Origin of the sequence: Kitasatospora griseola, assembly GCF_044999035.1 — a bacterium.
GTDB classification, from domain to species: domain Bacteria; phylum Actinomycetota; class Actinomycetes; order Streptomycetales; family Streptomycetaceae; genus Kitasatospora; species Kitasatospora griseola.
In genome coordinates this window covers 7,813,760-7,834,986 of record NZ_CP173360.1, presented here as the reverse complement: position 1 = coordinate 7,834,986, position 21,227 = coordinate 7,813,760, and the positions used below count along the sequence as shown (strand labels likewise).

At 74.0% G+C, this 21,227-nt stretch carries 19 protein-coding genes; 7 read left to right on the top strand and 12 right to left on the bottom strand.

Going from position 1 to position 21,227, the window contains the following annotated elements:
• Positions 1-100: 100 nt before the first annotated feature.
• On the top strand, positions 101-580 hold the full coding sequence (locus tag ACI1MP_RS34860) for a DUF2231 domain-containing protein (RefSeq protein ID WP_380333301.1): 480 nt from the start codon (positions 101-103) through the stop codon (positions 578-580).
• 21 nt (positions 581-601) lie between these two features.
• Here the strand turns inward: ACI1MP_RS34860 and ACI1MP_RS34855 are convergent, their stop codons facing one another.
• From ACI1MP_RS34855 to ACI1MP_RS34835, 5 genes are read right to left on the bottom strand one after another with little or no spacing between them, the layout of a single operon-like run.
• Positions 602-1,636, bottom strand: coding sequence for an ABC transporter ATP-binding protein (locus ACI1MP_RS34855; protein WP_404870458.1), 1,035 nt, complete (start codon positions 1,634-1,636; stop codon positions 602-604).
• Positions 1,633-2,655 carry an ABC transporter ATP-binding protein gene (locus tag ACI1MP_RS34850; RefSeq protein ID WP_404870457.1) on the bottom strand — a complete coding sequence of 341 codons (1,023 nt, stop codon included), beginning with the start codon at positions 2,653-2,655 and terminating at the stop codon, positions 1,633-1,635. Before ACI1MP_RS34850 ends, ACI1MP_RS34855 begins: the two co-directional genes overlap by 4 nt.
• Positions 2,652-3,512, bottom strand: coding sequence for an ABC transporter permease (locus ACI1MP_RS34845; protein ID WP_100586528.1), 861 nt, complete (start codon positions 3,510-3,512; stop codon positions 2,652-2,654). Before ACI1MP_RS34845 ends, ACI1MP_RS34850 begins: the two co-directional genes overlap by 4 nt.
• Entirely contained in the window at positions 3,499-4,458 is a 960-nt protein-coding gene (locus ACI1MP_RS34840) for an ABC transporter permease (RefSeq protein WP_100586529.1), read from the bottom strand. Before ACI1MP_RS34840 ends, ACI1MP_RS34845 begins: the two co-directional genes overlap by 14 nt.
• Positions 4,455-6,002, bottom strand: a complete 1,548-nt coding sequence (locus ACI1MP_RS34835) for an ABC transporter substrate-binding protein (protein WP_380333304.1) — start codon at positions 6,000-6,002, stop codon at positions 4,455-4,457. Before ACI1MP_RS34835 ends, ACI1MP_RS34840 begins: the two co-directional genes overlap by 4 nt.
• Positions 6,003-6,258: 256 nt before the next feature.
• Between ACI1MP_RS34835 and ACI1MP_RS34830 the strand changes: the two genes are divergently transcribed.
• Positions 6,259-6,876, top strand: a complete 618-nt coding sequence (locus tag ACI1MP_RS34830; RefSeq protein ID WP_404870456.1) for a TetR family transcriptional regulator — start codon at positions 6,259-6,261, stop codon at positions 6,874-6,876.
• On the opposite strand, the gene ACI1MP_RS34825 is transcribed toward ACI1MP_RS34830, so the two are convergent.
• Entirely contained in the window at positions 6,849-7,646 is a 798-nt protein-coding gene (locus tag ACI1MP_RS34825) for a GntR family transcriptional regulator (protein ID WP_404870455.1), read from the bottom strand. The genes ACI1MP_RS34830 and ACI1MP_RS34825 overlap by 28 nt on opposite strands.
• Positions 7,647-7,879: 233 nt before the next feature.
• On the opposite strand from ACI1MP_RS34825, the gene ACI1MP_RS34820 reads away from it, so the two are divergent.
• Both ACI1MP_RS34820 and ACI1MP_RS34815 read left to right on the top strand, forming a co-directional pair.
• Positions 7,880-8,629 (top strand): tyrosine-protein phosphatase, encoded by a 750-nt coding sequence (locus ACI1MP_RS34820; RefSeq protein WP_404870454.1) that lies wholly within the window; start codon positions 7,880-7,882, stop codon positions 8,627-8,629.
• Positions 8,629-10,422: a glycoside hydrolase family 3 protein gene (locus tag ACI1MP_RS34815; protein ID WP_404870453.1), complete on the top strand. Its 1,794-nt coding sequence runs from the start codon at positions 8,629-8,631 to the stop codon at positions 10,420-10,422. The genes ACI1MP_RS34820 and ACI1MP_RS34815 overlap by 1 nt, the downstream gene beginning before the upstream one ends.
• 10 nt (positions 10,423-10,432) lie before the next feature.
• Here the strand turns inward: ACI1MP_RS34815 and ACI1MP_RS34810 are convergent, their stop codons facing one another.
• The 6 genes from ACI1MP_RS34810 to ACI1MP_RS34785 all read right to left on the bottom strand — a co-directional run bounded on the left by ACI1MP_RS34810 (position 10,433) and on the right by ACI1MP_RS34785 (position 17,850).
• Positions 10,433-11,107 carry a response regulator gene (locus ACI1MP_RS34810; RefSeq protein WP_380333309.1) on the bottom strand — a complete coding sequence of 225 codons (675 nt, stop codon included), beginning with the start codon at positions 11,105-11,107 and terminating at the stop codon, positions 10,433-10,435.
• Positions 11,104-12,330: a sensor histidine kinase gene (locus tag ACI1MP_RS34805; RefSeq protein WP_380333310.1), complete on the bottom strand. Its 1,227-nt coding sequence runs from the start codon at positions 12,328-12,330 to the stop codon at positions 11,104-11,106. Before ACI1MP_RS34805 ends, ACI1MP_RS34810 begins: the two co-directional genes overlap by 4 nt.
• Positions 12,331-12,471: 141 nt before the next feature.
• Positions 12,472-14,673, bottom strand: coding sequence for an MMPL family transporter (locus tag ACI1MP_RS34800; protein WP_404870452.1), 2,202 nt, complete (start codon positions 14,671-14,673; stop codon positions 12,472-12,474).
• Between the two features lie 195 nt (positions 14,674-14,868).
• The gene (locus ACI1MP_RS34795; protein ID WP_404870451.1) at positions 14,869-16,071 is read right to left on the bottom strand and encodes an alpha/beta hydrolase family protein; all 1,203 of its coding nucleotides are present in this window, start codon (positions 16,069-16,071) and stop codon (positions 14,869-14,871) included.
• Positions 16,072-16,105: 34 nt separating this feature from the next.
• Positions 16,106-16,942 carry an ABC transporter permease gene (locus ACI1MP_RS34790; protein WP_404870450.1) on the bottom strand — a complete coding sequence of 279 codons (837 nt, stop codon included), beginning with the start codon at positions 16,940-16,942 and terminating at the stop codon, positions 16,106-16,108.
• The gene (locus tag ACI1MP_RS34785) at positions 16,939-17,850 is read right to left on the bottom strand and encodes an ABC transporter ATP-binding protein (RefSeq protein WP_387992368.1); all 912 of its coding nucleotides are present in this window, start codon (positions 17,848-17,850) and stop codon (positions 16,939-16,941) included. The genes ACI1MP_RS34790 and ACI1MP_RS34785 overlap by 4 nt, the downstream gene beginning before the upstream one ends.
• A gap of 134 nt (positions 17,851-17,984) precedes the next feature.
• On the opposite strand from ACI1MP_RS34785, the gene ACI1MP_RS34780 reads away from it, so the two are divergent.
• From ACI1MP_RS34780 to ACI1MP_RS34770, 3 genes are all read left to right on the top strand, one after another.
• Positions 17,985-19,202, top strand: coding sequence for a sensor histidine kinase (locus ACI1MP_RS34780; RefSeq protein ID WP_404870449.1), 1,218 nt, complete (start codon positions 17,985-17,987; stop codon positions 19,200-19,202).
• Complete coding sequence (locus ACI1MP_RS34775) at positions 19,199-19,852, top strand: response regulator (protein WP_404870448.1); 654 nt, start codon at positions 19,199-19,201, stop codon at positions 19,850-19,852. The genes ACI1MP_RS34780 and ACI1MP_RS34775 overlap by 4 nt, the downstream gene beginning before the upstream one ends.
• Positions 19,853-20,575: 723 nt before the next feature.
• The gene (locus ACI1MP_RS34770; protein WP_404870447.1) at positions 20,576-21,214 is read left to right on the top strand and encodes a DUF4232 domain-containing protein; all 639 of its coding nucleotides are present in this window, start codon (positions 20,576-20,578) and stop codon (positions 21,212-21,214) included.
• Positions 21,215-21,227: the final 13 nt, after the last annotated feature.

The window sequence follows — 21,227 nt, the reverse complement described above, 5'->3', positions numbered from 1 at the left end:
CATGGGCAATTGAGAAGTTCGGCTGCCACCATGGTGCGCGCCCGGCAGCCTCCCGCTCCGGGAGGCTGCCGGGCCTGCCGGTCGGAAGGAGCTTTTCTCGGTGAGCACGATCGACGGTCTGCCCGCGCACATACTCCTGGTCCACCTCGTGGTGGTGTTCGTCCCGCTGACGGCCCTGGCGCTGATCGTGTGCGCGCTCAGCCCGACGGTCGCCCGCCGGGCCGGACTGCTGCTGCCGCTGCTGGCGTTCGTCACGCTGGTGTCCGTGCCGCTGACCACCGACGCGGGCGAGTGGCTGGAGCAGAAGGTGGAGCGCACCGCGCTGGTGCGCGAGCACACCGAGCTCGGCGACGGGCTGCTGCCGTGGGCGGCGGGGCTGTTCCTGCTGGCCGTCCTCGTCTGGTGGTTCACCCGCAGGGCGAGCACCCGCCGGATCTCCGGCGCGGTGCGGATCGGCGCCACCGTGCTGTGCGCCGTGGTGGCCGTCGGCGCGGTCGTCGACGTCTACCGGATCGGCGACTCCGGCGCGAAGGCCGCCTGGCAGGACGCCCTCACCCACAGCAGCGGCGACGGGCACTGAGCTGTCACGGGCACTGAGCTGTCACGGGCGCCGAGCCGGCGCGGGTGCTGAGCCGAAGCGGGCTCGGTCGAGGACGGGCAGCAGCGGCCGGTGGCAGGCGACGGTGCGGCCCGGGCCGACGGGGCGGGCGGCGGGCGTCTCGGCCGCGCAGCGGTCGTCGGCCAGCGGGCAGCGGGTGCGGAACCGGCAGCCCGACGGCGGGTCGAGCGGCGACGGCGGGTCGGCGGGCAGCAGGCCGGTGTCGCCCAGCGGGCGGCCCGGTTCGGGCACCGCGGCCAGCAGTGCGGCCGTGTAGGGGTGCGCGGGGGCGGCCAACACCGCCTCGGTGGGCCCGCGTTCGCACAGCCGGCCGAGCTGGAGCACCGCGATGTCGTCGCTGACGGCCCGGACCACGCCCAGGTCGTGGGTGATGAACAGGCTCGCCAGGCCGCGCTCCTCGGTGAGCCGGCGCAGCAGGTTGAGCACGGTGGCCTGGGCGGAGACGTCGAGTGCGGACACCGCCTCGTCGGCGATCAGCACCCGCGGCTCGGCGGCCAGCGCACGGGCGACGGCCACCCGCTGGGCCTGCCCGCCGGAGAGTTGCTCGGGCCGGCGGTCGCCGAACAGTTCCGGGGGGAGCCCGACGGCCGTCAACTGCTCGTCGACGACGGCGAGTCGGTCGCGCCCGCGGAGCAGGCCGGGGTGGGCGTCGAGCGGTTCGGCGACCAGGTCGCGGACGGTGCGGCGCGGGTTGAGCGAGGACAGCGGGTCCTGGAACACCATCTGCAACCGGGGTCGGAGTGCGCGCAGTTGACGTGAGGTCAGGCCGGACAGGTCGGTGTCGTCGAGGGTGACGGTGCCGGCCGTGGGTGCGGGCAGCCGCAGCAGGGCCTTGGCGATGCTGCTCTTCCCGGAGCCGGACTCGCCGACCAGGGCCAGGGTGCGTCGCTCGTGCAGGGTCAGGTCGACGCCGCTGACGGCGTGCAGCGGGCCGGAGCGGGTGCGGTGGACGACCTCCAGGCCGGTCGCCCGCAGGACGGCGGGGGCGGGGGCGGGGTCGGCGGGCGTGGCGCTCACGGGGTGCGCTCCAGGGAGGTCTGCGAGGGCCGGGGCGCCTCGGCGGTGAGGGGGAAGTGGCAGGACGCCGTGTGCGCGGGCCCGGCCCGGTGGACGGGCGGGGCGACGGTGGCGCAGACGGATTCGGCGCGGTCGCAGCGCGGCGCGAACGGGCAGCCCGTGAGGGGACGGGACAGGTCGGGCGGGGAGCCGGGAATGGCCGGCAGCACCCGGCGCAGCGGGCCGGTGACGCGGGGCACCGAGCGCAGCAGCGCGGCCGTGTAGGGGTGGGCGGGGCGTTCGGTGACCTGCTCGGTGGGGCCGCTCTCGACCACCCGGCCGCCGTACATGACGGCGATCCGGCGGGCCCGCCCGTACAGCAGGCCGATGTCGTGGGTGATCAGCAGGGTGGCCAGGCCGCGGGTGGCGCGGTGGCGGTCCAGCAGGTCGAGCACGGTGCGCTGGACGGTGACGTCCAGGGCGGTGGTGGGTTCGTCGGCGAGCAGCAGCACGGGGTCGCCGGCCAGCGCGGCGGCGATGCCGACCCGCTGGCGCAGGCCGCCGGAGAGTTCGTGCGGGTAGGCGCGGGCCCGGCGCACGGGGTCGGGGACGTCGACGGCGGCGAGCAACTCGGCGGCGGTGCGCAGGCGTTCCCGGCGCGGCAGCCGGCGGCGGTTGGTGAGGGACTCGGTGACCTGGTCGGCGATCCGCACCACCGGGTTGAGCGAGGTCATCGGGTCCTGGTGGACCATGGCGATTCCGGTGCCGAGCAGGCCGGCGCGGCGGGCGGGGGCGGCGGCGAGCAGGTCCTCGCCGTTCAGCAGCACCTGTCCGGTGGACTCGGCGCGGGTGGTGCGGGCGTGCACGCCGAGCACCGTCCGGGCGAGCACGGACTTGCCGGAGCCGGACTCGCCGACCACGCCGAGGCACTCCCCGGCGTCGATGTGCAGGCTGACGTCGTGCAGGATGTGCAGCCGCCGGCCGTCGGGCGCGTGGATCACCGTGTCGAGCGAGCGGACGTCCAGGACCGGGGTGGTCATCGGTTCACCGTTGCCTTCCGGGAGGGCGAACGCAGGTGCTCGCCGAGGTAGTTGAGGGCGAGGACGGTCAGGCACAGAACGGCGGCCGGGGCCAGCGAGATCCACGGCGCGCTGCCCAGCGTGGTGCGGCCCTCGGCGATGATCCCGCCCCAGGACGGCTGCGGCGGGCGCAGGCCGAAGCCGAGGAAGCTGAGCGAGCCCTCGGCGACGATGGCGACGGTGGTCGCGGTGAACGCGAACGTCAGCGCGGCGGGCGCGACGTGCGGCACCACCTCGCGGCGCAGGATCCGCAGCGGCGCGGTGCCGATCATCCGGGCGGCCTGCACGAAGCCGCGCTCGGCGAGCGAGAGCACCACGGCGCGCACCACCCGGGTGAACGCGGGGACGGTGAACAGGCCGATCAGGGAGCCGATCACGGCCAGGCTCGGCCCGCGCAGCGAGACCGCGATCATCACCAGGATCAGCGTCGGCACGGACATCAGCAGGTCGGTGGCGAACCCGATGGCCTTGTCGACCGGGCCCCGGAACCAGCCCGCGGCCAGGCCCAGCACGCCGCCGCCGAGCAGGCCGACCGCGACGGTCAGCCCGGCGACGGCGAACGAGGCACGGGCCCCGGCGACGGTGCGCTGCAGCACGTCCCGCCCGCCGGCGTCGGTGCCCAGCCAGTGCCCGGGCCCGGGCGGCGCGGACGGTGCGGAGAAGTCGCCGTGCAGCGGGTCGAAGCCGGGCAGCAGCGGCAGCAGCAGCGCCGCGAGCAGCACGACGGCCAGCCAGCCGGCCGCGGCCAGCACCGCGGCCGGCGGGCGGCGGCGGGCGGTGCGGGCCGGGCGGGCGGCGGCGATCTCAACGGTGGCCATGGGCGATCCTCGGGTCGAGCGTGCGGTACAGCAGGTCCACGGTGAGCGTGGCGAGCACCACGCCGACGGCGCAGACCACCATCACCGCCTGGATGACGGGGAAGTCGCGGCCGTTGATGGCGCCGGCGGCGAGCGTGCCGACCCCCGGCACCGCGAACAGCGACTCCACCAGGACCGAGCCGCCCAGCGAGGTGCCGATCCCGATCCCGATCAGGGTGACCAGCGGCAGCGAGGAGGGCCGCAGGGCGCGGCGCAGCAGCAGTCGCACGGTGCCCATGCCGCGGCTGCGGGCGGCGGCGATGTGGGTCCGGTCGAGGGTGTCCAGCAGCTGCCCGCGCAGGGTGCGGGTGAACACGGCGGCCTCCGGCAGGCCCAGGGTGAGCGCGGGCAGCACCAGGTGGCGCAGGTTCTCCACCGGGTCCTCGGTGAACGGCGTCCAGCCGGTGGCGGGCAGGATCCGCAGCTGCACGGCGGTGAGCCAGATCAGCAGCAGGCCGAGCACGAAGCCGGGCACCGCCAGCCAGCCGAACGCCCCGGCGGTGGCGATCCGGTCGACCGCGCCGCCCGGCCGCCAGGCCGACACCAGCGCGACCGGCACCGCGATGGCGAGCGCCACCAGCTGGGCGGCGACGAACAGTTCGAGCGTGACGGGGATGCGGTTCGCGAGCTCGGTGGTGACGGCCGCGCCGTTGGCGAGCGAATGCCCGAGGTCGCCGTGCAGCGCCGCGCCGATCCAGTCGGCGGTGGCGGCCAGCACGTTGCGGTCCAGGCCGAGCCCGGCCTCGAAGGCGGTGATCTGCTCCGGCGTCGCGGTGACGCCGAGCGCGGCGACGGCGGGCGAGCCCGGCATCAGGTGGGGCAGCGCGAGCGCGGTGACGGCGACCAGCAGCAGGACGGCTGCGGCCCGTCCGGCCCGCGCGGCGAAGCCGAGGAGGGGGGACGTCACCGCTTCACCCACAGGGTGGCCGGGGAGAGGTTCACGACGGTGCGCTTCGACAGGTCGGGCAGGCCGCCGACCTTCGCGGAGGCGGCGAAACCGGCCTGGTTCTCGGTCAGGAACAGCATCGGGGCGTCCGCGACGATCGCCTTCGACGCCTCGTTGTAGGCGGCGGCGCGCTTCGCCGGGTCCAGGGCGGCCCGGCCGTCGGCGATCGCCCGGTCGACCGCCGGGTTGCGGTATCCGGTGAAGTTGTACGGCGCGTCGGACTGGAACAGGCTGTTCAGCGCGGTGTCGGTGTCGCCGAACATGCTGGTGATGAAGTCCATCACCTGGAACTGGCGCTGGGTCAGGGCGGTCGCGGTGCCGGCCGGGTCCAGCGGCTTGATGGTCATCCTGATGCCGGCCTCGCCGAGCAGCTGCTGGATCACGGTGGCGCGCTGCTGGCCCTCGGGGCGGCTGTCGGCCAGGAACTCGAACGACAGGTCGGGGTGGCCGGCCTCGGCGAGCAGGGCGCGGGCCTTGGCGACGTCCCGGGCCGGGTGGGTGCTCGCGGCGCGGTACGCGGAGGCGGAGCCGATCGGGCCGTCGGAGACCCTGCCCTGCCCCAGGTAGGCGATCTTCTCCACGCTGTCGCGGTCGATCGCGTACTGGACGGCCTGCCGCACCCGCGGGTCGTCGAACGGCGCGGCCTTGGTGTTGAACAGGATGGTCGAGGTGGAGCTGGGGCCGGTGGCGGTGCGCAGTCCGTCCCCGGCGGCCTGCCTGAGCTGCGCGGGCGTCTCGACCCAGGCCACGTCCGCGTCGCCGGAACGCAGCGACTGGTAGCGGCTGTCGGAGTCCGGCAGCACCCGGTAGACCACCTTGTCGGCGTGCGCCCGGGCGCCCCAGTAGGCGGGGTTGCGGGTGACGGTCACCGAGACGCCGGGCTGCACGCTCTCCACCGTGTACGGGCCGGAGCCGATCGCCGGGGCGTCGCCGACCGGGGCCTCGGAGACGTAGCCGAGTGAGCGGGTGAACAGCGAAGGGAAGGCCGCGTTCGGCGACTTGAGGGTGAAGGCGACCTCGGTGGGGCCGTTCACCGCCATCGCGCCGATGGTCCCGGCGTCCACCGCGCAGGCGCACTTGGTCTCCGGCTTCGCCAGCCGCTTCACGTGGTCGACCACGGCCTGGCCGTCCAGCGGCTTGCCGTCGCTGAACGTCACGCCCTCGCGCAGCTGCAGGGTCCAGACGGTGGCGTCGCCGTTGGGGGCGAACGACTTGGCCAGGTACGGCTTCACGGCGCCGTTGTCGTCGTTGACCATCAGCGGGTCGTACAGCGCGTTCGCCAGGATCATCACGGGCATCTGGGTCAGCGTGCCGTCCGCCGGGTCGAGCCGGGTGAACGGTCGGTCCAGGCCGACCTTGAGGGTGCCGCCGTCCACCGCCGGCCCGTCGCCGCCCTGGGCCGCGCCGCCCGCCACGGCGTCGTCGGACGCCGAGCACGCGCTCGCGCCGAGCGCGACGACGGTGGCGAGGGCCGCCGCCGAAAGAGCCTGCCTGTGCCGCTTCATGGGGTTCCTCGGGTTCCTCGAAAGGGGAAGGGGGTCGCCGGTCGTGGGGCCGGCGGGGCGGTGCCGCAGCGCCGCGACAACCACCCTTCAGAAGTGGCAGTACTGCCAAAAGGCAGAAGTGCAAATTCCGCATGGCCAGTTGACGACGGTTCGGAACCTGCCTTGAGCGGCCCCTGCCACGCGTGGTTCTGTACACCCGACGACAACCAGGACGCCCGGCGGCGAACACCGGGCGGCGACCAGGAGCAGGAGACGCATGCAGCCGCAGGGGGATGCAGTCGGCGCCACGGCGGAGACCGGACTGCGCGACCGCAAGAAGGCGCGCACCCGCCAGGCGATCCGCGCCGCCGGGCTCGACCTGTACGAGGAACAGGGCTTCGAGCGGACCACCGTCGACCAGATCTGCCGCCGCGCGGACGTCGCCCACCGCACGTTCTTCCGGTACTACGCCAGCAAGGAGGCCCTGCTGTTCGGCACGGACTTCGGCGAGGCCATCCTCGACGAGTTCGCCGCCGCGCCCGCCGGACTCGACCTCTGGGACGCGTTCCTGCACGCGGTCGCGCGCACCGACGGCACGCTGGAGGAACCCACCGAGCACACCGCGCGCCGACGCGCCCTGCGCCGACGGTTCATGGGCATCCGCACCGTGCACGACCACGCCGTGCAGCTGATCGACCGGCTCGTCCAACGCACCATCGGGATCGCCGCCGCCCGGCTCGGCGCCGACCCCGCCCGGGACCTGCGGCCGCACGCCCTCGGCGCGGTGCTCGGCGCGATGACCCGCCGGCACGTCGTCGACGGGGTGGAGGAGGAAGGCCCGATGGACCCGTGGTGGGACGCCTTCCGTCAGGTGATGCCGCCGCCGGGCCGGTGAGTCCGGCGCTCGCGGTAGTGCAGCACGAAACGGGCGCTGCCGCCGTCGATCCGCCGCCGCACGTACAGCGCCGCCGCGCCGTCCGGCGTGCAGCTGACGCCCTCGCGCACCAGCAGCGGCGTGCCGACCGGGACGCCGAGCAGCTCGGCGTCCGCCAGGTCGGCGCCGATCGCGCCGAACGCCCGCCAGTCGTACTCCAGTTGGACGCCGCCGGCGCGGGCCAGCTCCGGCACCAGGTTGCCGGACCGGCCCGGGCGCACCAGCTCGGCCGGCAGCGGACCGAACGGCACCCAGTAGCTGCTCACCGCGCCCGCCCGGCCGCCCAGCCTGGTCACGGTGTCCACCCGGGACAGCTCCGCGAGCGGCCGGCCCAGCTGCCGCGCCGCCTCCAGGTCCTCCGCCGAACCCGTCACCGGCGGTGCCGCCACCACGAACTCCCCGGCGGCGCCCGGCTGTTCGCCGTCCCCCGGCAGTGCGAGGTTCGTGCTGCCGAGGTCGACGCGCTGGCTGCGCGGATCCACGTCGATCGACACCCGCAGGGCCGGCCCGCGCACGAACGTGCCCACACCGCGGCGGATCTCCACCGCCGCCGCCCGCTCCAGCTCCGCCACGGCCTGGCGGACCGTCAGCCGGTTCACCCCGAACTCGGCGCTCAACTCCGGCTCGCTGGGCAGCCGGGCGCCCGCCGGGTACGTCCCGGAGTCGATCCGCTCCTGGAGCCGGCGCGCGAGCGTGCGGTACAGCGGCGTGCCGCTTCGGTCTGCTGCCATGCCGAAGATCCTACGGAGCGCGGACCCGGCGGCGGTCGTCGCCGGACGTTCACCCGGCCGTCGCTTGCCACGGAGCCGCTGCACGAGGTAGACATCTAGACGTCTAGATGTCGTGATCGAGCGTGCGACCTTCCCCGCACCCCCGGCATCCCCGCCCGGACCGTCCCGGTGTCCGGCCGCACACCCCCCTTCGCAGTGCGCATACCGCTGCTGCACCTCCGAGAGGACCCCGCATGTCCCTGGTCAACTTCCGCGACCCGGCGGCCCAGACCGACCCCGAGGCCGCCCTGCTGCGCGCCGGCGTGCTGCACCGCTCCGCCCAGCCGTTCCCCGCCGCCGACGCCGCCACCGTCGAGCAGCTGCGCACCGCCGGCATCCGCACCGTCGTCGACCTGCGCGGCGACGCCGAGCGCACCCCCGAGGACTGGGCCGCCGTCACCGCCGCCGGCATCGACGTCGTCGAGGCCTCGATCGATCCCGCCTCGCCCGAACTCGAGGCGCGGATGGCCACCGTGACCACCGCCGCCGACCTCGGCGCGTTCTACGTGCTGATGGCCGAGGGCGCGCCCGCCGGCGTCGCCGCCGCCGTGCTGGCCGCCACCCGCCCCGGCGGCGTGCTGCTGCACTGCGCCGCCGGCAAGGACCGCACCGGCTTCGTCACCGCCCTGCTGCTGGACCTGCTCGGCGTGCCCGCCGACCGCATCGTCGAGGACTACGCCCGCACCGGAGACGCGCTGGAGCAGATCTGGGCCGGACTCGCCGAACGCCACCGCGAGGCCCTCAACGACGTCGAACGCGGCGCGCTCAAGGTGCCCGCCCCGCTGCTGGAGGCCCCCGCCGGGGCGATGGCCGCCTTCCTCGACACCGTCCACGCCCGGCACGGCGGCGCCCGCGGCTTCCTGCTGGAGCTCGGCGTCGCCCCCGAGACCCTCGACGCGTTCCTCGCCAAGGCCGCGCCCGCCACCGCCGGGGCGGTGCGCTGATGCCGACCACGACCGCGTACCTGCGCCACACCGACGGCACGCCGTTCCGCGACCTCAACCACAACGGCACCATGGAGCCCTACGAGGACCCGCGGCTGCCCGTCGAGGACCGCGTCGAGGACCTGCTCGGCCGGATGACGCTCCCCGAGAAGGCCGCCCTGATGTGCCACGGCCGGATGGTGACCCGCTCCGACCCGCGGATGCCGGTCCCGCTGCCCACCGGGGCCGAGCTGATCGCCGCCCGCGGCGTCACCCACTTCGCGATGATGGCCGTGCCCGACCCCCGCGCGATGGCCGAGTGGAACAACCACGTCCAGGACCTCGCCGCGGCCGGCCGGCTCGGCATCCCCGTCACGCTGTCCTCCGACCCCCGGCACGGCTTCGCCTCCAACCCCGCCACCGCGCACGCCGGCGGCGGCTTCAGCGCCGGACCTGAGCCGATCGGCCTGGCCGCCACCGACGACGAGGCACTGGTCGAGGAGTACGCCCGGCTGATCGGCCGCGAGCTGTGCGCCGTCGGCATCCGGGTCGCCATCCACCCGATGGCCGACCTCGCCACCGAGCCGCGCTGGGCCCGGATCAGCGGCACCTTCGGCGAGGACCCGCAGCGCGCCGCCCGGATGATCGCCGCCTACATCCGCGGCCTGCAGGGCGACGCCCTCGGCCGGGGCAGCGTCGCCTGCATGACCAAGCACTTCCCGGGCGGCGGCCCGCAGTACCGCGGCGAGGACTCGCACTTCGCCGCCGGTCGCCGACTGGTCTACCCCGGCGGCGCGTTCGAGCAGCACCTGATCCCGTTCGAGGCGGCCTTCGAGGCCGGCACCGCGCAGATCATGCCCGCCTACGCGATCCCCTCCGGCAGCGGCCTCGCCGAGGTCGGCGCCAACTTCAACCGGGACGTCATCACCGGCCTGCTGCGCGAGAAGTACGGCTTCGACGGCGTGATCTGCACCGACTTCAACGCGATCACCGGCACCGAGATCCCCGGCGTCACGACCTTCCCGCCGCGCCACTGGGGCGTGGAGGACCTGACCGTCGCCGAACAGGTGGTGCTGACCATCGACGCCGGCGCCGACCAGCTCGGCGGCGAGACCGACCCCGAGCTGGTCCTTGCCGCCGTCCGCTCCGGCGCGGTGGCCGAGGAGCGCATCGACGCCTCCGCGCGCCGCATCCTGCGCGACAAGTTCCGCCTCGGCCTGTTCGACGACCCGTACGTCGACCCCGACGCCGCCGCGGCCCTGGTCGGAGGCGAGGGCCGCGAGCTGGGCCGCGCCGTCCAGCGGCGCGCGCTGGTGCAGATCGCCGGGCAGCCGGTGGCCGGACGGCGGCTGTACGTCGAGGGCATCGACCCGGCCGTGGCCGCCCGCTACGGCGCCGTCGTGGCACGGCCCGAGGACGCCGACGCCGCCGTGGTCCGGCTCCAGGCGCCGTACGAGCAGCGCGAAGGCATGCTCGAACGCTACTTCCACAGCGGCTCGCTGGACTTCCCCGCGGACGAGGCGCAGCGGTTGCGCGTCCTGGCGGACACCGTGCCCACCGCGTTCGCCGTGCACCTGGACCGGCCCGCGGTGCTCACCCCGCTCGCCGAGCGGGCCGCGCTGCTGATCGGCGACTTCGGCGCGGAGGACGACGTGCTGCTGGACGCTGCCCTCGGCCGGGCCGGGATGCCGGGCGTCCTGCCGTTCGACCTGCCCTCGTCGATGGCGGCCGTCGAAGCCGCCCGCGAGGACGTGCCGTTCGACACCGCCGACCCGCTGTTCCGCTGCGGCCACCCGCACGCGACCCGGCCGTGAACGGGATCAGTCAGGCGGGCCGGCCCGGCGGGACCAGGCCGCACTGGTAGGCGAGCGCGACGAGCTGGGCGCGGTCGCGGACGTCCAGCTTGGACATCGCCCGGTGCACGTGGGTGCGGACGGTCAGCGGGCTGACGAAGATCCGTTCGGCGATCTCCTCGTTGCTCAGGCCGGTCGCGGCCAGCGCCATCACCTCGCGCTCGCGGGCGGTGAGCACGGCCAGCCGGTCGGCCGCGGGCTCGGCGGCCGGGCCCGGCTGGGCACGGAAGCGGTCGATCATCGCGCGGGCGGCGGCGGGCGAGAGCAGGGCGTCGCCCGCCGCCACCGTGCGGATCGCGGCGAGGAGCTCGGCGGGCGCCGCGCCCTTGCCGAGGAAGCCGTCGGCGCCCGCGCGCAGGGCCTGGGCGATGTACTCGTCGATCTCGAAGGTGGTCAGGATCAGCACCCGGGTGCCGGACAGTTCCTCGTCGCCGCAGATCGCGGTGGTCGCGGCGAGACCGTCGCCGCCGGGCATCCGGATGTCCATCAGGACCAGGTCGGGCCGGGTGGAGCGGGCGAACTCGACCGCCTGCCGGCCGTTGGAGGCCTCGCCGACCACCTCCATGTCGTCCTCGGCGTCGATCAGCATGCGGAAGGCGCCGCGCAGCAGGGCCTGGTCGTCGGCGAGCAGCACACGGATGGTCATCGGTGGAGGTCCTTTTCTTCCTGGCCGGCGAAGGCGGGGGTGTCGCGGCTGCCGGTGCGCAGCGGCAGGTCGGCGGTGACCTGGAAGCCGCCGTCCGGCCGGCGGTCCGCGCTGAGCCGGCCGCCCACCGCGACGGCCCGCTCGCGCATGCCGATCAGGCCGAAGCCGCCCGGGCCGTCCTGCCGGAGCGCGGCCGGCGCCGGCCGTCCGGCCGCCCGACCGTTGGCGACGGACAGCGCGAGCCGGCTGCCGGTGTAGGCGAGAGTGACCTCGGCGTCGGCGCCGCGGGCGTGCTTGGCGACGTTGGTCAGCGACTCCTGGACGATCCGGAAGGCCGTCAGGTCGACGCCGGGGGAGAGCGGGCGCTGCTCGCCCGCGACGGTGAGCCGCACCGGCAGCCCGGCCTGCTCGAAGGCGTTGATCAGGTCCGGCAGCCGGTCGAGGCCGGGCGCGGGCTCCAGCGGGGCGGGCTCCTCGGCCCGGCGCAGCAGGCCGACGGTGGCGCGCAGCTCCTGGAGGGCCGCGCCGGTCGCGTCGGTGAGATGGCTGAGCACCTCGCGGGCCCGGTCGGGGTGCCGGTCCATCAGGTGGACGGCGATGCCGGCCTGGGCGTTGGCGAGGGCGATGTGGTGGGCGACCACGTCGTGCAGGTCGCGGGCGATCCGGATCCGTTCGTCGGCGACCCGGCGGCGGGCCTCCTCCTCGCGGGTGCGCTCGGCGCGCTCGGCGCGCCGCTCGATCGCAGCGAGCTGGGCGCGGCGGTTGCGGACCGAGTCGCCGAGCGCGCCCGGCAGCAGGGCCCAGGCGAGGACGCTCATCCGCTCGCCGATCGAGCCGTCCGGGCCGAAGACCAGCGTCATCGCGGTGAGCAGCACGGCCGAGGCGATCGAGGCGCGGAACGAGGTGGTGCGGTCGGTGCGGACGGCCAGGCAGTAGAGCGCCGTCAGCAGCGGCCAGGCCAGCGCGGCGGTGAGCCGTAGACCCGTCGCGGTGAGCGCCACCGTGCACACCAGCGTGACGGCGACCACCGCCCGCGGATGGTGGCGATGGAAGAAGACGGCGGCCGTGGAGGCCGCGGCGAGCAGCAGGGTGAGCAGGCCGGGAACGACGCCGTGCTGGTCCGGGAAGACGCCCTGGGTGACGATCGCCAGCAGGGCGACGACGCCCGCCGCGTCCAGCAGCCGGGGGTGGTCGCGGCGCACGCGGTGCCACAGATCGGTCATCACGGGTGTTCTCCGGCCGGGGGCCTTGGTTCTCGAAGCGGGGATGTGGCGGCGGGACCGCCTGGGTGGGGCGGCCCCGCTGTGCAACGGTAACGCTCCGGACTCGAACAACGGTCCGAGTCCGGAGCGCTCCGGTGCCGGTCAGACGGTGACGGGCTTCCGGTCCTCGACGGACTCGTCGGCCGCGGACTGCAACTTGGCGCCCTCGACGTCGACGTCCGGGAGGATCCGGTCGAGGCCGCGCGGCAGCCACCAGGCGCGGCGGCCGAGCAGCGCGAGCACGGCCGGGACCAGTGCCATCCGGACCACGAAGGCGTCGAGCGCGACGGCCGCCGCGAGGCCCAGGCCCATCATCTTGATCATCGGCTCGCTCATGCCGATGAAGCCGGCGAACACCGAGACCATGATCAGGGCGGCAGCGGTGACCACCCGGGCGTTGTGCCGGAACCCGGTGACGATCGCCTCGGAGGCGCTCTCGCCGTGCACGAAGCCCTCGCGGATCCGGGTGACCAGGAACACCTCGTAGTCCATGGCCAGGCCGAACACCACGCCGACCATGAAGATCGGCATCATGCTCATCACCGGACCGGTCTGGTCGACGCCGATCAGGTCGGCCAGCCAGCCCCACTGGAACACCGCGACGACGGCGCCCAGCGCGGCGGCGACCGAGAACAGGAAGCCGACCGCGGCCTTCACCGGCACCAGCACCGAGCGGAACACCAGCAGCAGCAGGACGATCGCGAGGCCGACCACCACCGCGAGGTACGGCACCAGCGCGTCGGAGAGCTTCTGCGACACGTCGATGTTCATCGCCGTGGTACCGGTGACCAGCACACTCGCGCCGGTGGCGGACTTCAGCCCGGCCGCGTCGTCGCGGATCGCCTGCACCAGGTCCTTGGTCTCCGACTCGGCCGGACCGGTCGCCGGAATCGCGTTGACCAGGGCGGTGTCCCCGGCCGGGTTGAAGACCGGCGGGGTGACCGCGACCACCCCGGGCAGGCCGGAGACGTTCTTGGCGACCTGCTCGGCGGCGGCCTTCGGGTCGGGTGCGCCCTTGGCGTCCACCACGAGGGTCAGCGGGCCGTTGAAACCCGGGCCGAAGCCCTGGGACAGCAGGTCGTAGGCGCGGCGCTCGGTGGTCGAGGTCGACTTCGCCTCGTCGCCGGGCAGGCCGAGCCGCAGGTCAAGCGCCGGGGCGGCGATCACGCCGAGGCCGATCACGCCGCCGATCAGCACCAGCAGCGGACGGCGCAGCACGAACCGGGCCCAGCGGGCGCCGCCGTTGTCGCCGCTCGCCCGGCGGGTGCTGCCCGCAGCGGCCTTGCGCTCCTTGCGGGGCAGCACCTTGCGGCCGATGAAGCCGAGCAGCGCGGGCACCAGGGTCAGCGCCACCAGCACGGCGATCACGACCGTACCGGCGGCGGCCAGGCCCATCTTGGACAGGATCGGGATGCCGACCACGGACAGGCCGGCCAGTGCGATCACCACGGTCAGACCGGCGAACACCACGGCCGAACCCGCCGTGCCGACGGCCCGCCCGGCCGCCTCGCGCGGGGCGCGGCCCTCGGCGAGCTCGGCGCGGTAGCGGGAGATGATGAACAGTGCGTAGTCGATGCCGACCGCCAGGCCCAGCATCATCGCCAGCGTGCCGGTGGTGGCGGACAGGCCCAGCGTGCTGCCCAGCGCCGTGATCAGCGCCATGCCGAGGCCGACGCCGACCACGGCCGTCAGCAGCGGCAGCCCCGCCGCGACCAGCGAACCGAAGGTGATCACCAGCACGACGGCGGACAGCGCCATGCCGATCGCCTCGCTGCTGCCGCCCGCCTCGCCGTGGCTGGCCAGCGCGGTGCCGCCCATCTCGACCTTCAGCCCGGCGTCCCGGCCGTGCTGCGCGGCCTGCTCCAGGGCGGCGGTGGCCTCCTCGGACAGCTCGCCGGCCTTGGCCGAGTAGGTGACGGTGGCGTACGCGGTGGTGCCGTCCTGGGAGACGGTGTGCGCCTGGAACGGGTCGACCGCGCCGGTGACCTCGGCGGCGTGCGCCAGCTCGCCGACCGTCTTCTGCACGGCCTGCCGGCTCGGCTCCGCGGTGATCTTCTGACCGTCCGGGGCGACGAACACGATGCGGGCCTGGGCGCCGTCCGCGTGGCCGCCGGGGAAGCGCTCGTTCATCAGGTCGAAGGCCTTCTGCGCCTCCGTGCCGGGTATCGCGAAGCCGTCGGCGGGCGCGGCGGGCGCCTTGGCCGCGAGCACTCCGCCGACGGCCAGCACGGCGACCCAGAGCAGGGTCACCAGCTTGCGCCGGTCGAAGGCCCATCGGCCCAGGCGGTACAGGAACGTGGCCACGGGGGAGCGGCCTCCTTCGGGTTCGGTGCACGGTCGCGGAACACGCCGAGGGCGGCCCCGCGCACCGGTTCCGGCGCGGGCCGCCCGCAGCATGACCCATCCTTCGTCACCGCCCCCACCTGCGTCGTCGTCGCTGTGCAGGCAGTCGTGTACTGCATCCGCAGTAGTTCCGGGCGGGTCCGCTCATCCTGGAGGTCAGGGCAGGTACACCACCTCGGGGAAGCGGGGCGAGGGGCCGTCGAGCAGGGAGCCCCGGCGGTGGCGCAGGTGGAGGTCGAAGAAGGCGAGCGGGTAGGCCTGCTGGATCAGCAGGGCACGGGCCGGGTCGATGGTGCCGACCATGCGGGCGATCTGCTCCTCGGTGAGGCCGAGCAGGCGGCCCGCCTGCGGGATCAGCGTGACGTTGTCGCCGTACGACGGGTGGACGGCGCCCGCCGCGCGGACCTCCAGGCGCCAGCCGCGCAGGTGGGACCAGAACTCGGCGACGTACGGGTCCGTCGCGCGCGGGAAGTCGGCGGTCATCATCATGAACGGCCGGTCCAGGTCGGCGGTGACGCTGGGGTGACCGAAGCCGGGCTGCATCGGCCCGTCCAGCGCCAGGCCGGCCCGCACCCGGCGGTCGGCCAGCATGGTGCAGGCGGTGGCCGTGCCGCCCTTCGACCAGCCGGACATGCCGATCCGCGAGGTGTCGAGGGCCGTGCCCAGCCCGTCCGGGAGCGGACGGCCCTCGGCGTCCGGGTTGCGGCCGGCGGCGAGCTGCTCGACGCAGTCCAGGACGAAGCGCAGGTCCACCGTGTAGTCCAGGGCGTACATCGGGCCCCGGGCGTCCGCCGGGGTGAGTACCCGGCCGTCCGGCAGTTCGCTGAAACAGTTGCCGAGATGGTCGACCGTGACCACCACGTAGCCGTGACTGGCGAGCTCCTGGACCATCACGGTGTGGTCGCCCCGGTGGCTGCCCGAGCCGTGCGAGTACACCACGACGGGCAGCCGGTGACCGGTGCGGTGCACGGGCGCGTCGACACGGGCGGCGGTGAGCGGGACCAGCGCCGAATCGAGCGGGAAGCCGGTGGCGGCCAGGAGCTCCCGCATGGGGCCGTCGGGCAGCCACGGGGCGAGCGGCAGCTCCTCGGCGGCCCGGGCCGGGTACCAGACGCTCGCCATCAGCTCGCGGTGCGGGTTCATGCCGGGCATCGGGTTCGGGCGGGACGTGTCGATCAGGTGCAGGGCCACCGTGCCGACCGGGAACGGGCCGGTGGGGGCGGGCAGGGTGAGCCGCCCCGGCACGCCGGTGTCGGCCCGGGCGGGCAGCGCGGCGGCGAACGGTGCAGCGGCGAACGGTGCGACGGCGCCGAGGGCCAGGGCGGTGCCCAGCAGGCGGCGGCGGGTCAACTCGGTCATCGGATCTCCGGGAGTACGGACGGACAGGGGAGGTTCACTGGTCGCGGCTCGGCACGGCGACCATCATCAGCAGCGCCGCGAGCGCCGCCCACACCAGGTAGACCGCCCAGGCCCCGCCGATCGAGGACGGGTAGGGCTGGCCGGTGATCTCCCCGACCAGCCCCAGCCGGGCCCAGGCGTTGAACGGTTGGGCGTGCGCGACCACCGCGCCGAAGTGCGTGTTCTCGCGGACGAACATCGGGATCATGAAGAGCAGCGCGAACAGCGCGACCATCGTCGTGACGCTGTGCCGGATCACCGCGCCCAGCGCCAGACCGACCAGCGCACCCACCGGCGCGAGCAGCGCGGAGGCGACCAGCAGCCGCAGCGCGCCCGGATCGGCGATCGACACGCCGCCGTACTTGCCGGCCAGCATCGCCTCGTCCAGCCAGAACGAGACGGACGCCACCAGCACGCCGAACCCGGTGGCCACCGCGGTCACCACCGCCAACTTGGCCGCCAGCAGCTCCCGGCGGGCCGGCACCGCGGCGAAGCTGGTCCGCAGCAGGCCGGTGGTCTGTTCGCTCAGGATCGCGATCGCGCCCAGCGCAGCCGTCATCAGCACCACCAGCGATGCGCACGGCCGGGTGAACGCGTCGTGCAGCGCGCCGAACTGGGCGTAATAGGACTGCTGTTGGGCCGTCCAGGAGCCGAACTCGGCACGCGAGACGCGCGCGCCGTTGGCGTTCAGGCCGACGATGGTCAGTGTGGCGACCAGCAGGAACCAGCGGATCGACCGCAGCGAGCGCAGCTTGATCCACTCCGCGGCCAGCAGGTCGGTGAACCGGGCCGGCGGCGCGGCCGGTTGGACGGCGGGTTGAAGGGTGCTCATGCTCGTGCTCCTGCCGCGTACTCGACGCTGCTGCCGGTCAGTTCCATGAAGGCCTGCTCCAACGAGCCCGTGCGGGGCACCAGTTCGTGGATCAGCAGGCGGTGGTCGAGGGCGGTCCGGGCGATCGCCGTCGCGTCCAGGCCGGTCACCGTCAACAGGCCGTCCGGCGCCTGCGCGACCCGCGCGCCCCCGGCGGTCAGCGCGGTCACCAGCTCCGCCGGGTCGGTCGTGCGGACCTGGACGGTCTGCTGCGAGCCGCGGGCCGCGAACTCCGCCACCGTCTCGTCCGCGAGCAACTCGCCGCGTCCGACCACGATCAGCCGGTCCGCGGTGTGCTCCATCTCCGTCATCAGGTGGCTGCTGACGAACACCGTCCGGCCCTCGGCGGCCAGTCGCCGGAACAGGTTCCGGACGAACAGCACGCCCTCCGGGTCGAGGCCGTTCAACGGCTCGTCGAAGATCAGCACCGGCGGGTCGCCCAGCAGCGCCCCCGCGATGCCCAGCCGCTGCCGCATGCCCAGCGAGAACCCGCCGATCCGGCGGTCCGCGGCCGTCAACAGGCCGACCTCGCCCAGCACTTCGTCCACCCGGCCGGCCGGGATCGCATTGCTGCGGGCCAGGAAGCGCAACTGGTCACGGGCCGTCCGGCCGCCGTGCACGTCCCCGGCGTCGAGCAGCGCCCCCACCTGCCGCAGCGCCCGCCGCAGGCCGCGACAGTCGCGGCCGGCCACGGTCGCCGAACCGGAGGTCGGGGCGTGCAGCCCGAGGATCATCCGCAGGGTGGTGCTCTTGCCCGCACCGTTCGGGCCGAGAAAGCCGGTGACATGGCCCGAACGGACCGTGAAGGACAGGTCGTTGACGGCAGTGACGCGGCCGTAGCGCTTGGTGAGACGGTTGACTTCGATCACGGGGACAACGCTGCCGGGCGCCGCCACCCGCGCACATTCGGCGACGGCGGACAATCCGGGTGACGGACGATCAACTCCGGGATGTCATCCCGGGACGACTGTGCCGCCCCGAGCATGATCGCTACGCTCGGGGCATGAATCTCACCCGGGTGCCGCCCAAGGTCCTCTCCCGCGTGGCGCCCGGCACCTGGATGGTGCTGCTCTGGTTCGCCGTCACCGCGTACACCGTCTTCGAGCAGATGCACACCCGGGACGGCATCTCCGTCCTCACCCTGAGCTTCGGCAACCAGGTCGACGAAGTGCTCGCCGTGCTGGCCGTGCTCGCCGCCGGCCGCCGCAAGCGCCGCCCGCTGACCGCGCTCTGCCTGCTGCTGTTCGGCACCATCGCGTCGGTGATGGCGATGGCCGTCACCGACATCCCGCTGCTCCAGTACCTCGTCGTCGACGTGGCGATCTGCTACCTCGCGGCCACCCAGCCCACCCGCACCTCGGTCATCGCCGGTGCGCTCGCCCTCGGCACCCTGCTCGGCTACTCCGGCCTGCGCGTGCTGCTCCACATGGACGACCACGGCAGCACCACCCTCACCGGCGCGCTCGCCACCGCCATCGCCTGGCTGATCGGGCACGCCGTCCACCAGAGCCACACCCACGCCGAGACGCTGCGCGCGCAGGCCACCGAACAGGCCATCACCTCCGAACGCCTGCGCATCGCCCGCGAGTTGCACGACATGGTCGCGCACAACATCGGCATCGTGGCGATGCAGGCCGGCGCCGCCCGCCGGGTCTTCGACACCCAGCCGGAGCGGGCCCGCGCCGCACTCGGGGAGGTCGAGACCGCCGGCCGCGAAACCCTGGCCGGACTGCGCCGCCTGCTCGGCGCCCTGCGCGACGCCGAACCCGACGACGCCGCCGAACAGGTTTCCCCCGCACCCGGGTTGGACGACCTGGCCCGGTTGGCCGCGACCACCACCGCGGCCGGCGTCCGGGTCGACCTGGAATGGTCCGGCCCGCGCCGCCCGCTGCCGCCCGAGATCGAACTGTCCGCGTACCGGATCGTCCAGGAGGCGGTGACCAACGTGGTGCGGCACGCCAAGACCCGCGCCTGCCGGGTCTCGATCGACTTCCACCCGGACGAACTCGCCGTCAGCGTGGTCAACTCCGGCCCTGGGGGCGGAAGTTCGTCCGGGCTCGGCTACGGTCTGGTCGGCATGCGCGAACGGACCGCGCTGCTGCACGGCGAGTTCGCCGCGGGCCCGCAACCGGGCGGCGGCTACCGGGTGGCCGCGAGACTCCCCGTCCCCGCCCTTCCCGCCCTTCCTGCTCTCCCCGCACCCCTGGAGCCCGCCCGATGATCCGCGTCCTGCTCGTCGACGACCAGCCGCTGGTCCGCGCCTCCCTCGACATGATCATCACCGACGCCCCCGACCTCACCGTCGTCGGCGAGGCCGGCACCGGCACCGACGCCGTCCGACTCGCCGCCGAACTGCGGCCCGACATCGTCGTGATGGACATCCGCATGCCCGGCATGGACGGCATCGAAGCCACCCGGCTCATCACCGCCGCCCCCGACGCCCCACAGGTACTCGTCCTCACCACCTTCGACCAGGACGAACACGTCTACGGCGCACTCCAGGCCGGCGCATCCGGATTCCTCGTCAAGGACATGGAACTCGACGACATCCTCGCCGCGATCCGCGTCGTGGCCGCCGGCAACGCCCTGATCGCCCCCACCGTCACCCGCCGTCTGATCGCCCACTTCGCCCGCCAACCGGCCCCAATCGCGGCGACCCCGGCCACCCTCGACACCCTCACCACCCGCGAACGCGAAATCCTCACCCTGGTCGGCCTGGGCCGCTCCAACACCGAGATCGCCACCGAACTCCACCTCACCACCGCCACCGCCAAGACCTACATCTCCCGACTGCTCACGAAGCTCGACGCGAGGGACCGGGTGCAACTGGTCATTACGGCGTACGAGTCGGGGTTGGTGGGTCTGCGCTGAACAAGCGCTGCGCTTCGGCCGGGCGGTGGCGTTTTGCTGGGCTTGATGCGAGGGGTGGGGTGCAACTGGTCATTGCCACGTACGAGTTGGGGTTGGTGGGCTCGCGCTGAGGCTCAAGCGCTGCGCTTCGGCGGGGGTGATGTTTGCCGGGTTTGGTGCGAGGGGGTCGGGTTCAACTGGTCATCGCGGCATACGAGTCGGGGCTGGTGGGCCAGCGCTGGGGGCCGGGCGGCGCGTTTCGGCCGGGCGGTGACGTCTTGCCGGGCTTGAGGAGAGGGCTGGGTTCAGCTGGTCGTTGCGGTGTGCGAGTTGGGGTTGGTGGGTCTGCGTTGAGGGTCAAGCGCTGCGCTTCGGCGGGGGTGATGTTTTGCCCGAGGGGTCGGGTTCAGCTGGTCGTTGCGGCTTGCTAGTTGGGGTTGGTGGGTCTGCGCTGGGGGTCAAGCGTTGCGCTTCGGCGGGGGTGATGTCTTGCGCGAGTGGTTGGGTTCAACTGGTCGTCACCGCTCGCGAGTTGGCTTTGGTCGGCCCGTGTTGAAGTGCTGCGCTTCGGCCGGGGGAGAGGTGATGCCTTCGGCGTGGGCTGCGTGTCGGGCCGGGCCCCCCGGGGCGTTCATCGAATGTTGATCGGGTTCGGCGAGGATGCGGCCCGGCCGGGCACTCGGCCGTACGACGAACCGCACCGGTCCCGTTCGCGGGGCCGCAGAACCATGAGCGAGAACCATCATGCGTAACCGTCAACTGTCCGTTGCTGCCGGTCTGGTGGCCGTGCTGGGCCTCGGTGTGACCGCTTGCGGCTCGGATGCCGCCGAGGCCGGTGGGGCCAAGACGCCCGCTGCGAGCAGTCCGCAGGCCGTTCCGGCGAACTCTCCGGCCGCCGGCCAGGCAAGCGCGCCGGCGAGTGGCAAGGCGACATCCACTCAGGCGGGTGCCGTCCCGGGGGGTCGCAAGTGCACGGCTGCCGATCTGAAGGCCGCGGTCGCGGGCGGGAGCGGTGCGCAGTCGCCGGATGCGCCGGGCGCGGAGGAGATCGAGCTGACCAACAAGTCGGGGGCGGTCTGCACGATGAAGGGGTATCCGGGGGTGGATCTGGTGGGTGACAGGGGGACGTGGAACCTGCCGCGTTTTCAGGGCGCGCAGGCCGAGCAGGTCACGCTGCAGCCCGGGGGCAAGGCGTACGTCGCCATCGACTACTTGCCGTTCGCAGGTGGCGGCGCGGTCGAGTTCAAGGTGCAGAAGATCGTGCTGACGCCGCCGGACGACACCTCGCAGTTGACCGTGCAGTGGAGCGGCGCCAACCCGCAGGACCAGAGTGGTGCCACCCACCCCGGTACGTACGTCCGCCCGGTGAGCGCCAAGCGCTGATGTGACGCCAGGC